Raw genomic sequence first — 12,759 nt, 5'->3', positions numbered from 1 at the left:
TGACATGACGGGATCAAACATCATCGATCTCAATCCCGAGATGCTTGCCGCGGCGGCCGAGAGCAAGGCCTGGCCGTTCGAGGAAGCCAAGAAGATCATCGCCCGCTACAAAGGCAAGGACTTTCCCGAAACCGTGCTGTTCGAGACCGGCTACGGCCCGTCCGGCCTGCCGCATATCGGCACGTTCGGCGAGGTGGCGCGCACGACCATGGTGCGCCACGCCTTCCGCGTGCTGACGCAGGACAAGGTCAAGACCAAGCTTCTGTGCTTCTCCGACGACATGGACGGCATGCGCAAGATCCCGGAGAACGTGCCGGACCGCGCCGCGCTGGAACCCTACCTGCATATGCCGCTGACCTCGGTGCCCAATCCGTTCGTCGGCGACTATGCGAGCTTCGCCGACCACAACAACGCGATGCTGTGCCGTTTCCTCGATACGTTCGGCTTCGACTACGAATTCGCCAGCGCGACGCAGTATTACAAGGCCGGCCGCTTCGACGAGGTGCTGCTGCGCGCCGCGGAGCGCTACGACGAGATCATGGGCGTGATGCTGCCGACGCTCGGGCCGGAGCGCCAGGCGACCTACAGCCCCTTCCTGCCGATCTCGCCGAGGAGCGGCCGCGTGCTCTACGTGCCGATGAAGCAGGTCGACGCCAAGGCCGGCACCATCACCTTCGACGACGAAGGCACCGAGACGACGCTGCCGGTCACCGGCGGCCATGTGAAGCTGCAGTGGAAGCCGGATTTCGGCATGCGCTGGGCGGCGCTCGGCGTCGATTTCGAGATGTTCGGCAAGGACCACCAGACCAATGCGGCAATCTACGACCGCATCTGCAACATCCTCGGCGGACGCGCGCCGGAGCATTTCGTCTACGAACTGTTCCTCGACGAGGAAGGCCAGAAGATTTCGAAGTCGAAGGGCAATGGGCTGACCATCGACGAATGGCTGACCTATGCGCCGACGGAGAGCCTCGGCCTCTATATGTACCAGCGGCCGCGGCAGGCGAAGAAGCTCTATTTCGACGTCATCCCGAAGGCGGTGGACGAGTATTACGCTTTCCTTGGCGCCTATCCGCGCCAGGACTGGAAGGAGCGGCTCGGCAACCCTGTATGGCACATGCATGACGGCAACCCGCCGGCCATCGACCTGCCAGTGCCGTTCGCGCTGCTGCTCAACCTGGTGAGCGCCTCCAACGCGCATGACAAGGCCGTGCTGTGGGGCTTCATCTCGCGGCATGCGCCGGGCGTGACGCCGAAGACGCATCCGGAACTCGACCGGCTGACCGGCTACGCGATCCGCTATTTCGACGATTTCGTGAAGCCGACCAAGGTTTTCCGCGCCGCCGACGAGGTGGAGCGCGAGGCGCTGGCCAAGCTTTCCGACGCGCTCGCCGCGCTGCCGCAGGGCGCCGACGGCGAGGCGATCCAGAACGCGGCGCTCAACGTCGCGCGCAAGATCGAGCGCTACCAGGATCATTCCAAGCTGAGCCCGGAGGGCGGGCCCGGCGTGTCGGTAGCCTTCTTCCAGATGATCTACCAGGTGCTGATCGGCCAGGAGCGCGGGCCGCGCTTCGGTTCCTTCGCGGCGCTCTACGGCATTGCCGAGACACGCGCGCTCATTGAGCGGGCGCTGGCTGGTCAGTTGGCGGCGTAACGTCGCCGCCATCGGCCGGCAGGATCGAATCCGGCGCAACCTGCGCCGGACCTGACGCGGCCGGCAGCGCCGGCAGACCGTCAAGCTTCGGCGCCGACCCGAAAATACCCTTCCTGGCCGTGCGGGCCTTGTTCTCGGCATCGACATAGGGACCGCCTTGCGCGGCGCGTGCCCAGCCATTCTCGACCAGCCACTGGCCGATGTCCTGATTGCCGATATGGCATTCGGCGGAAATGGTGTCGCGGCCGCCCTCGGGCGGCACGGTGCAGGCGACCGCCCGGCCGCGCAGGAAAGCTCGGAAAGCTGTCCTGGCGCGCGCGCCGCAGGCCCAGGTCTTGCCCGCGTCGCTACAGGTTTCGTCGGCTTTGACGACGTCCACGCCGGACACGGCGACCGCATAGCCCTTCGACTCGATCAGCCCGGCGGCGGTGGCGACCGGCTGGAACAGCTTGGTGCCGTTCCAGTCGTCCGGCATCTTCAACTTGGGCGGCTTGGGCGGCCCGGCCAGCGCCAGATCGCTGAGCGGCGCGCGCGGTTCCACCCGTTCGAGTTCGTTGCCCGAGAGAGCGGGCGGCGCCACCACTTGGGGATCGATGGCCCTCGAATGAACAGGTGGCTGCGGAGCGGCGGGCGCGGGAATGGCCGAGGTCGCCGGCTCGTCCGGCGGCGTCTCAGTGCCTGGATCTGCAAGCGCGTCTGGATCGATCTGATCCACCGCGATCGTGCTCTCATGGCCTTTGATTGCACGCCCGCCGGTCACGACGAGCGCCGCCATAACCGGAAGCGCCAGAACCGCCAGGGCTGTTTGAAGAAGCCGCACCGGTCCGGACCTACTGGCTCGCCCAGACGATGCGCGCCACCCATTCGATATCGCGCGTCGGGATGTCACGGTCCGGGTGGGCGGGGTTGAGCGAAACCAGCACGATCGATTTCACCGTTTGCCGGTCGAGCACCTTGGCCATCACCTCGCCGGCGGTGGTCTTGACGACGACGCGGTCGCCCTTGCGGGTCGGTGCGCCAGGCTCGACGATCAGCACGTCGCCGTTGCGGTATAGCGGCAGCATGGAATCGCCCTGGACCTGCAACGCGTAGGACGTCTCGGTCGCCCGCGCCGGAAGCTCGACCAGATCCCAGCCCTGCCCCGCCGGATAGCCGGCATCGTCGAAGAAGCCCCCCGCGCCGGCCTGGGCGAAGCCGAGCAACGGGACCGCGCTGCGATATTGGGCGACGGAGGCCCCGCCGCGTCCTTCGACCAGTCCGGTGAATTCCTCCAGCGAAGCGCCGGTGGCCTCGATGATCTTGGCCAGCGATTCGGTCGAGGGCCAGCGCGGCCGGCCGTCGGAAGACAGGCGCTTCGACTTGTTGAAGGCCGTCGAATCGAGGCCCGCGCGCCGGGCAAGACCGGAAGCCGACAGCGAATAGCGCTCGGCGAGAGCGTCGATTGCGGCCCATACGCGGTCGTGTGAGAGCACGCGCGCTCTCCTTCAGAACAGGAAAAAATACCTCAGTGCTGTCTAGCGCGTGGCCATGTGATTGTCCACCGACACGACCGGCGGAACTCAAGAAAGTCTGACTGCCGGTGCCACGACGGAATGTCGTCGCAACTTCTCGACGTGACGCAGGTGGGCCGACTTGTTGACCCATGCGGCGGAATGACTCTATGGTTCGGTCGCGGTGCAAGCCGCATCCGGGTCCGCGGGAAGGGTTGAACCCACTTGCCTCGATGAACTGGTAGCCAAACCTTTGTGCAGCCGATTTGCGGACCTTCGGCGACAAGCGCACGGAGGTTTTCATGAGCCAACTCCCCAACCGTCCCAATCTCGACATATTGAAGAAGCAGGCGAAGGAACTGCTCGCCGCTTGTAGACGCGGCGACGCAACAGCACTCGCCCGCTTTCGCGAAGCCTTGCCGGCGGCCATGGGCAAGGACGACGCCGCGATCGGCGCACTCGGTCTACGCCTCCATGATGCTCAATCCTGCCTGGCGCGCGAATACGGCTTCCCCTCCTGGACGGAGATGAGCCGCTTCGTCGCGGTGCGTCGCAGCTACGGCGCCGACCGCGCCGGTTCGATCCGCAACTGGGCAGGCCTCGTCTATGCCGGCGACATCAGCGGCAGCACCAACCGGGCGAGCCCGGCCGCTGCCGCCCGCATGGTCGAGGAGCAGCCCGATCTGGTTGGCGGCGACGCCTATCTCGCCTGCGCAATCGGCGACGCGGCCGGGCTGCGCGACATGACGATCCGGGATGCCGGATGGGTCAATCGGCCCGGCGGCCCGCTCAACCTGCCGCCGCTGGTCGCGGTGACGCATTCAAGCCTTGTGCGGCTGCCGCGCTTTCGCGACGCTCTCCACGCCTCGGCCAGGCTGCTGCTCGAAGCCGGTGCCGATCCCGATCAGGCGGCCGGCAGCCGGTGGCCGCCGGACAGTCTTGCAAGGCCGTCGGAGAGTTTCCTGCTTTCCGCGCTTTATGGCGCGGCCGGACAAAACCACGATCCCGCGCTAACGAAGCTGTTGCTCGATGCCGGCGCCAACCCGAACGACGGCGAGTCGCTCTATCATTCGCTGGAGAACCCGGCCTGCACGCGGCTTCTTCTCCAGGCCGGCGCGCGTGTCACCGGCTCCAACGCGCTCTACCGGGTCCTCGATCTCGACAGCATCGAGGCGCTGCGTCTCCTGCTTGCGGCTCCCGATGCCAATCCGAACGAACCGGCCGGGAGTGAGCCCACATCCGATTGGGGGACGCCGCTGCTGTGGTCCATCCGGCGGCGGCGGTCTCCCGCTCATATCGAAGCGCTGCTTGCGGCCGGCGCCGATCCCTCTGTCCGGACACCTGACGGGGTCAGCGGCTACCGGACGGCGCTGCGGTTTGGACTGACCGACGTTGCCGCCTTGCTGAGGCAATGGGACGACGGTCCTCTTCCCGACGACGAGCGCTTCATTGCAGCCTGCGCGGCGAGCGACGAAGCGATGGCGCGAGACATCAAAGCCAGGCGGCCCGACCTGCCGGGCTCCCTGTCGGACCGGCAGTTGCGCCTGCTGCCGGAACTTGCCGCGCAAGGCTGCGCGCAAGCAGTCAAGGTCATGGTCACGCTGGGCTGGCCGATCGCCGTTCGCGGCGGCGACTGGGACGCCTCCGCGCTGAACCACGCCGTGTTTCGCGGTGATGCCAGCCTCACGCGGTTCCTGCTCGACCATGGCGCGGACTGGAGGGAGCGGCATGGCCATGGCGATAATTCGCGCGGAACGCTGGCCTGGGCATCCGTCAACGAGCCCGAGCCGAATGGCGACTGGGTCGGCTGCGCCGAAGCGCTTGCGGCGCATGGGATGCCGACCGGACGCCCCGATCCCGAAGGCACGGGCTGTGTCGTCTTCGAAGACCGCAAGATGCGCTTTTCGGACGAAGTGACCGATTTCCTGCTCGGCGCTTCTGCCTGACGCGACCGACGGACCGTCTTGCGCGATCAGGCCGCCTTGGCCTGTTCGCGCAGGTTGCGGTGCGAGAGCATGAATGCCCGCTCGGCAGGCACCGGAACGCCAGCCGGCTTCATTGCCGACCCGATAGGGGCCACGGCAGGACGCCGTGGCCATCGTGCGCGCCATACGCCCGGAACATAGTATTCGGGGCTGGTCAGGCCGCCTGCTTGACCTCACCCTTCTGGTAGGGGTCGAAGCGCTGGTAGAAGGTCTCGCCCTTCTCGGCCATGTCGAGCAACAGCTTCGGCGCCTTGAACTCGGCGCCGTATCTCTTGTGCAGGCCCTTGGCGATCTTGACGAAACGCTTGGCGCCGATGCCGTCGATGTAGGACAGCGCGCCGCCGGTGAAGGGCGCAAAGCCGAAAGCGAGGATCGAGCCGACATCCGCCTCGCGCGGATCGGTGACGATGTCCTCTTCCATCACGCGCGCCGCTTCCAGCGCGATGGCGACCAGCAGGCGCTGCTTCAGCTCCTCATAGTCGACCTTGTCGGGGTTGAGCTGCGGATAGAGGTCCTTGAGGCCCGGCCACAGCTTCTTCTTCGCCGGCTTGGCCGGATAGTCGTAGAAACCCTTGCCGTTCTTGCGGCCGAAGCGGCCATGCGTGTCGACCATGGTGTCGATCAGCGCCATCTGCCTGGGATCGACGGCCTTCTCGCCCAGATCCCGGATGGTCTGCTTCATGATCTTCTGGGCAAGGTCGACGGCCGTCTCGTCGGTCAGCGCCAGCGGGCCGACCGGCATGCCGGCAGCCTTGGCGGCGTTCTCGATCATTGGCGCGGGCACACCCTCGATCAGCATTTTGTAGGCTTCCGACATGTAGCGCAGCACGCAGCGGTTGACGTAGAAGCCGCGCGTGTCGTTGACGACGATCGGCGTCTTCTTGATGGCGCGCACGAAGTCAAAGGCGACGGCCAAGGCCTTGTCGCCCGTCTTCTTGCCGAGGATGATCTCGACCAGCATCATCTTGTCGACCGGCGAGAAGAAGTGGATGCCGATGAAGTTCTTCGGCCGCGCCGAGTTCTTCGCCAGAGCGGTGATCGGGATCGTCGACGTGTTCGAAGCGAAGATCGCCGACGACTTCAGCACCGCTTCCGCCTTCTCGGTGGCTTCCTTCTTGACGCTTGAATCCTCGAAGACCGCCTCGACGACGAGATCGCAGCCGGCAAGGTCGGCATAATCCGCCGTCGGCGTGATCAGCGACAGCAGCTTGTCCTTGTCTTCCGGCTTGGCGCGGCCCTTCTTGACCTGATCGGCCATCAGGCTGTCGGAATGCGCCTTGCCCTTCTCGGCCGAGGGCAGATCGCGGTCGAGCAGCACCACCGGAATACCGGCGCGTGCGGTGACATAGGCGATGCCGGCGCCCATGAAGCCGGCGCCGAGGATGCCGATCTTCTTGAACTTGGTGTCCGGCACGCCGGCCGGGCGGCGCGCGCCCTTGTTCAGTTCCTGCAGCGACAGGAAGAGCGAGCGGATCATCGCCGCCGCCTCCTTCGACTGCATGATCTCGGTGAAATAGCGCTGTTCGATCCTGAGCGCCGTGTCGAAGGGCACCAGCAGGCCTTCATAGACGCATTTCAGGATCGCGGCCGCGGCCGGATAATTGCCGTAGGTTTCGCGGCGCAGGATGGCGATCGCCGGCGGCCAGAGATTGGCGCCGGCGGCCGAATAGATCGGACCGCCGGGCAGCTTGAAACCCTTCTCGTCCCAGGGAGCGACCGGCTTCAGCCCGTTCTTGATCATCGCCTTGGCGGTCTCGACGAGTTTCGAAGGCTCGGCGATCTCGTGGATCAGGCCCATCGCCTTCGCCTTCTGCGGCGTCAGGGTCTGGCCGGTGGTCAGCATCTGCAGCGCCTGCTGCTGGTCTGTCAGCCGCGGCACGCGCTGGGTGCCGCCTGCACCGGGGAAAATACCGATCTTCACCTCGGGAAGCGCCATCTTCACCTTGTCGGAATCGGCGGCGACGCGGCCGTGGCAGGCAAGCGACATCTCGAAGGCGCCGCCCATGCAAGTCCCGTTGATCGCCGACACAAACGGCTTGCCGCAGGTCTCGAGCTTGCGGAACAGGCCGGTCATGTAGCCGGCGTTTTCGAACAGAGCCCTGGTCGCCTTGTCGAGATCATTCTCCTTCTCGGCAGCGAAGGTCGCCAGCATCTTCTGCAGCATGGTGATATCTGCACCGCCTGAGAAGCTGTCCTTGCCGGAGGTGATGACGGCGCCCTTGATGGCGGCATCGCCGGCCACATGATCGACGATGGCGTTGAGCTCGCGCATCACCTCCTCGGTGAACACGTTCATCGAGCGGTCCGGCATGTTCCAGGTGATCAGCGCAATGCCGTCGGCGTCGGTGTCGAGGGTGAAATTGGTATAGGTCATCTTCTTCTCTCCCCGTCAGACGCGTTCGATGATGGTGGCGGTGCCCATGCCGGCGCCGATGCAGAGCGTGACCAGCGCGGTGTTGAGGTCGCGGCGCTCCAGTTCGTCCAGCACCGTGCCCAGGATCATGGCGCCGGTGGCGCCGAGCGGATGGCCCATGGCGATCGCCCCGCCATTGACGTTGATCTGGTCATGCGGGATGTCGAAGGCCTGCATGTAGCGCAGCACCACGGAAGCGAAAGCCTCGTTGAGCTCGAACAGGTCGATGTCCGACTGCTTCATCTTGGCGCGCTTCAACAGTTTCTCGGTGACGTCGACCGGACCGGTCAGCATCAGCACCGGTTCCGAGCCGATGTTGGCGAAGGCGCGGATGCGCGCGCGCGGCTTCAGTCCCATCGCCTTGCCGGCCTTCTTGGAGCCGAGCAGCACGGCGGCGGCGCCGTCGACGATGCCGGAGGAATTGCCGGCGTGGTGGACGTGATTGACCTCTTCGACTTCCGGGTGCTTCTGGACGGCGACCGCGTCGAAGCCGCCCATTTCGCCCGGCATGACGAAGGACGGGTTGAGCGAGGCCAGAGACTGCATGTCGGTCGAGGGCCGCATGTGCTCGTCATGGTCGAGAATGGTGAGGCCGTTCTGGTCCTTGATCGGGATCACCGAATTCTTGAAACGGCCGTCGGCCCAGGCTTTGGCGGCGCGCTTCTGGCTCTCGACGGCATAGGCGTCGACGTCGTCGCGGGAAAAACCGTATTTGGTGGCGATCAGGTCGGCCGAGATGCCCTGTGGCACGAACCAGCCGGGCAGGCCGACGGAAGGGTCCATGAACCAGGCGCCGCCGGACATGCCCATGCCGACGCGCGACATGGATTCGACGCCGCCCGCAATGACGATCTCGTCCGCGCCTTGCGCGATCTTGGCGGCGCCGAAATTGATGGCGTCGAGGCCGGAGGCGCAGAAGCGCGAGATCTGCATGCCGGGCGCCTTTGTGTCGTAGCCGGCCTCGAAGGCGGCGGCGCGCGGAATGACGGAGCCGGCCTCGCCGACCGGGTCGACGCAGCCGAAGATGATGTCGTCGACAGTGCCGGTGTCGAGCCCGTTGCGGTCGCGCAGCGCCTCGAGCGTCCTGGCGGCGAGCCTGACCGCCGGCACCTCGTGCAGCGAGCCATCCTTCTTGCCCTTGCCGCGCGGCGTGCGCACGGCGTCATAGACGTAAGCCTCAGTCATTTTCGTGCTCCTTGGCTTTGCCGGCCGCCGCGCTCACAGAGAGCGCCCGATCAGCAATTTCATGATTTCGTTGGTGCCGCCGTAGATGCGCTGGACGCGGGCGTCGCGGTACATGCGGGCGATCGGATATTCATTCATGTAGCCATAGCCGCCATGCAGTTGAAGGCATTCATCGACGACTTTGCCCTGCAGGTCGCTGAGCCAGTATTTGGCCATCGAAGCGGTCACCGGATCGAGCCCGCCATCGATGTGGCGGGCGACGCAGTCATTGTAGAAGACGCGGCCGATGGTCGCCTCGGTCTTCAATTCGGCCAGCTTGAACTGCGTGTTCTGGAAATCGATGACGGCCTTGCCGAAGGCCTTGCGTTCCTTGACGTAGTCGATGGTGAGCGCCAGCGCCCGCTCGATCATGGCGATCGCGCCGGTGCCGATCTGCAGGCGTTCCTGCGGCAGTTGCTGCATCAGCTGGACGAAGCCCTTGCCCTCTTCGTGGCCGAGCAGGTTCGAGGTCGGCACGCGCACGTCGTTGAAGAACAGCTCGGAGGTGTCGTTCGACTTCAGCCCAATCTTGTCGAGATTGCGGCCGCGCTCGAAGCCCTCGACCTCGCCGGTTTCGACGACGATCAGCGAGGTGCCCTTGGCGCCCTTGTCGGGGTCGGTCTTGGTGACGACGATGATCAGGTTGGCGAGCTGGCCATTGGTGATGAAGGTTTTCGAGCCGCTGATCTTGTAATGGTTGCCGTCCTTCTCGGCGCGGGTCTTGACGCCCTGCAGGTCGGAGCCGGCGCCGGGCTCCGTCATGGCGATGGCGCCGATCAGCTCGCCGGTCGCGAGCTTGGGCAGCCATTTTTGCTTCTGCTCCTCTGAGCCGTAATGCAGGATGTAGGGTGCCACGATCGAATTGTGCAGGCCGATGCCGAAGCCGTCGACGCCGACATGGCCGATCGCCTCGATGATGGCGCTCTCATGGGCGAAGGTGCCGCCCGAGCCACCGTATTTCTCCGGCATGGAAGCGCAGAGCAGGCCGGCGGCCCCGGCCTTCAGCCAGCTCTCGCGGTCGAACATCTCGTTCTTCTCGAACTCGTCATAGCGCGGCGCGATTTCTTCCGACATGAAGCGGGACGCCATGTCGTAGAGCATGCCGACTTCGTCCGCCGCCCAGGCGGGCTTCGGCAGGCCAAGAATTTCGGCTGGATTTGTCGCCACGATTTCCTCCGCGTTCCGACTTTGGTGGACCGGCGATCCCGGCCCGACAAACCTAGAACGCTTCCGCCGGCAACGCCATTAGCGTGTCCGCGCCACTCGAGATGCGGGCAAGACGCGTCGCCGTCTCCGGCATGACGCGCTCCATGAAGAAGCGTGCGGTCACCAGCTTGGTGTCGTAGAACGCCGAAGCGCCATTGGCGCCTTCGGCTAGCTTCGCCTGCGCCGACTTCGCCATCTGCGCCCACATGTAGCCCAGCGCCACCAGGCCGAAGAGATGCATGTAATCGGTCGAGGCTGCACCGGCATTGTCGGGCTTGGCCATGGCGTTCTGCACCAGCCACATGGTGGCCGCCTGCAAATCGTTGAGACCCTTCTTCAGCGCCTTGGTGAAGGACGCCATCTTTTCGTCGGCGCGGTTTTCCTCGCAAAACTCGCCGACTTCCTTGAAAAAGGCTTGCACGGCGCGGCCGCCATTTTGCGCCAGCTTGCGGCCGACGAGGTCGAGCGCCTGGATGCCGTTGGCGCCTTCATAGATCATGGCGATGCGGGCGTCGCGCACGAACTGGCTCATGCCGTGCTCTTCGATGTAGCCGTGGCCGCCGAACACCTGCTGCGCCATCACCGCATGATCGAAACCCTTATCGGTGAGCACGCCCTTGACCACCGGCGTCATCAAGCCGGTGTAGTCGTCGGCCGCCTGGCGGTCCTTGTCGTCGCCGGAGCGATGCGCGACGTCGGACTTGATCGCCGTCCACAACGCCAGCGCGCGGCCGGCCTCGTTGAACGCCTTCATGGTCATCAGCGAACGGCGGATGTCGGGATGGACGATGATCGGGTCGGCCTTCTTGTCCGGCGCCTTGGCGCCCGACAGCGAGCGGCCCTGCAGGCGATCCTTGGCGTAGGAGACGGCGTTCTGATAGGCGATCTCGGAGACCGAAAGCCCCTGCAGGCCGACACCGAGGCGGGCCTCGTTCATCATCGTGAACATGGCCTTCAGGCCGCCGTTCAATTCGCCGAGCAGCGTGCCCTCCGCCTCGTCATAATTCATGACGCAGGTCGAGTTGCCGTGGATGCCCATCTTCTCCTCGATCGAGCCGCAGGAGAGCGTGTTGCGCTGGCCGGGATTGCCCGAGGCATCGAGCTTGAGCTTCGGCACGATGAACAGCGAGATGCCCTTCACGCCTTCCGGCGCGCCCTCGGCGCGGGCAAGCACCAGATGGACGATATTGTCCGACATGTCGTGCTCGCCGGCGGAGATGAAGATCTTCTGGCCGGAAATCCTGTAGGTGCCGTCGCCGTTGGGAACGGCCTTGGTGCGCAGCAGGCCGAGGTCGGTGCCGCAATGCGGCTCGGTCAGGTTCATGGTGCCGGTCCAGGTGCCCTCGATCAGCCTGGGCAGCCATGTCGCCTTCTGCTCGTCCGTGCCGTGGGTGACGATGGCCGCGATCGCGCCTTGCGTCAGGCCGGGATACATCATCAACGCCATGTTGGCGGAGATCATATATTCGGAGACGGCGGTGTGGACGGCGTAAGGGAGGCCCTGGCCGCCGAACTCGGCAGGCGCTGCAAGCCCCATCCAGCCGCCTTCGCGATACTGGTCGTAAGCGTCCTTGAAACCCTTGGGCGTCGTCACCGAGCCATCGTCATGGCGCACGCAGCCTTCCATGTCGCCGACGCGGTTCAACGGATGCATGACGTTTTCGGCAAGCTTGGCGCCCTCGGCGAGGATCGCCTCGAGCACGTCGGGCGTCGCATCCGAGAAGCCCGGAAGATTGGAATAGCGCTGATAGCCCAGCACGTCGTTGAGAACGAACAGCGTGTCCTGGACCGGCGCCCTGTAGATCGTCATGCCTTCCTCCACCCTTATAGTGCCGGCCGGCCAGCAAGTTCCTTATCCACGTCCTGAACAGGGGGCCGGGCCAATGTCGATGCCTCGATAGCAAATATTGACGTTTGCGTAAACGTCAACTTCGTCGCAGCCCAAAATTTACGTGAGCGGTTCGGCATTGTGGCGACAAAAAAGCCGCGCGGCCATAGCCGCGCGGCTCCCCATTTCTGGGATCGTCGCTATCGAGGGCCTGCGTTAGCCGGCGGCGCTGGCCTGCGGCGCCGCAGTGCGCTCGACAAGCATCTGGCGCACCGCCGTCATCGACGTGCTCAACTCGTTGATGGCGTCGTCGATCAGCGCACGCTGCTTCTGCAGGCGGGCGAGCTGCTTCTCCGATTTGTCGAGGGCCAGCCGCAGCTGCTTGGTGTTGGTGCCGGTCGGATCGTAGAGATCCATCATCTGCTTGACGTCGCGCAGCGAGAACCCGACCTTGCGGCCGAGCAGGATCAGCTTCAGCCGGGCCTTGTCGCGGCGCGTATAGAGACGGGTCGAGCCGTCGCGATGCGGATTGAGCAGGCCCTTGTCTTCATAGAAACGCAGCGTGCGCAGCGTCACACCGTATTTCTTGGCCATCTCGCCTATGCGGACGAATTCCTCGCCGGCTTCGACCGGTATGTCATTGGTATTGGCCGCGGCTTCGCCGGGCGAAACAAGTTTCATGGTCACTGGCTTTCCCCTGGTGGCGTCGCGGTCGCGGACCAAGCGTCGCCTGAATGGAAGCGGGGGCGTGCTTCCAATCGTGGTTGCAACAAGTCAATCGCAAGAGGCACGGCTTCGCACCTTTTACGTTTACGTCAATTCTATATCGACAGCCGCGGGGTGACGCAAGGGCGTTGTCAAAACGGCCCATTATGCCGCACCACCCAAAAGGCGGCACATGATTTATGCGCGTCTTCTTAAGCTTGGTTAACGCCTTGTTTACCACGTTGGGCGAAATG

9 protein-coding genes are annotated in these 12,759 nt (G+C 64.9%); 2 read left to right on the top strand and 7 right to left on the bottom strand.

The annotated features are described in order from the left end of the window. Positions 1-4 precede the first annotated feature (4 nt). Complete coding sequence (locus FJ957_RS18865; protein WP_140833913.1) at positions 5-1,654, top strand: lysine--tRNA ligase; 1,650 nt, start codon at positions 5-7, stop codon at positions 1,652-1,654. Here the strand turns inward: FJ957_RS18865 and FJ957_RS18860 are convergent. Beyond that, complete coding sequence (locus FJ957_RS18860) at positions 1,617-2,474, bottom strand: thermonuclease family protein (protein ID WP_348642562.1); 858 nt, start codon at positions 2,472-2,474, stop codon at positions 1,617-1,619. The genes FJ957_RS18865 and FJ957_RS18860 overlap by 38 nt on opposite strands. A 10-nt stretch (positions 2,475-2,484) precedes the next feature. Beyond that, positions 2,485-3,126 (bottom strand): helix-turn-helix transcriptional regulator, encoded by a 642-nt coding sequence (locus FJ957_RS18855; protein WP_140833909.1) that lies wholly within the window; start codon positions 3,124-3,126, stop codon positions 2,485-2,487. 320 nt (positions 3,127-3,446) lie between these two features. On the opposite strand from FJ957_RS18855, the gene FJ957_RS18850 reads away from it, so the two are divergent. Next, positions 3,447-5,090: a hypothetical protein gene (locus tag FJ957_RS18850; protein WP_140833907.1), complete on the top strand. Its 1,644-nt coding sequence runs from the start codon at positions 3,447-3,449 to the stop codon at positions 5,088-5,090. A 193-nt stretch (positions 5,091-5,283) separates the two neighbouring features. Here FJ957_RS18850 and FJ957_RS18845 read toward each other — a convergent pair whose 3' ends face one another. The 5 genes from FJ957_RS18845 to FJ957_RS18825 form a co-directional block, all read right to left on the bottom strand. Continuing rightward, positions 5,284-7,503 (bottom strand): 3-hydroxyacyl-CoA dehydrogenase NAD-binding domain-containing protein, encoded by a 2,220-nt coding sequence (locus FJ957_RS18845; RefSeq protein ID WP_140833905.1) that lies wholly within the window; start codon positions 7,501-7,503, stop codon positions 5,284-5,286. Positions 7,504-7,518: 15 nt separating this feature from the next. After that, positions 7,519-8,727, bottom strand: a complete 1,209-nt coding sequence (locus tag FJ957_RS18840) for an acetyl-CoA C-acetyltransferase (protein WP_140645285.1) — start codon at positions 8,725-8,727, stop codon at positions 7,519-7,521. Between the two features lie 33 nt (positions 8,728-8,760). Then, positions 8,761-9,933 carry an acyl-CoA dehydrogenase family protein gene (locus FJ957_RS18835; protein WP_140833903.1) on the bottom strand — a complete coding sequence of 391 codons (1,173 nt, stop codon included), beginning with the start codon at positions 9,931-9,933 and terminating at the stop codon, positions 8,761-8,763. 52 nt (positions 9,934-9,985) lie between these two features. Next, positions 9,986-11,782 carry an acyl-CoA dehydrogenase gene (locus tag FJ957_RS18830; protein WP_140833901.1) on the bottom strand — a complete coding sequence of 599 codons (1,797 nt, stop codon included), beginning with the start codon at positions 11,780-11,782 and terminating at the stop codon, positions 9,986-9,988. Between the two features lie 234 nt (positions 11,783-12,016). Then, complete coding sequence (locus FJ957_RS18825; RefSeq protein WP_140673427.1) at positions 12,017-12,481, bottom strand: MerR family DNA-binding transcriptional regulator; 465 nt, start codon at positions 12,479-12,481, stop codon at positions 12,017-12,019. Between the last annotated feature and the right edge of the window lie 278 nt (positions 12,482-12,759).

It is taken from the genome of Mesorhizobium sp. B2-4-6 (assembly GCF_006442775.1).
GTDB lineage: Bacteria > Pseudomonadota > Alphaproteobacteria > Rhizobiales > Rhizobiaceae > Mesorhizobium.
Note: the sequence above shows the minus strand (reverse complement) of the source record. Positions and strands in the feature narration are given on the sequence as shown.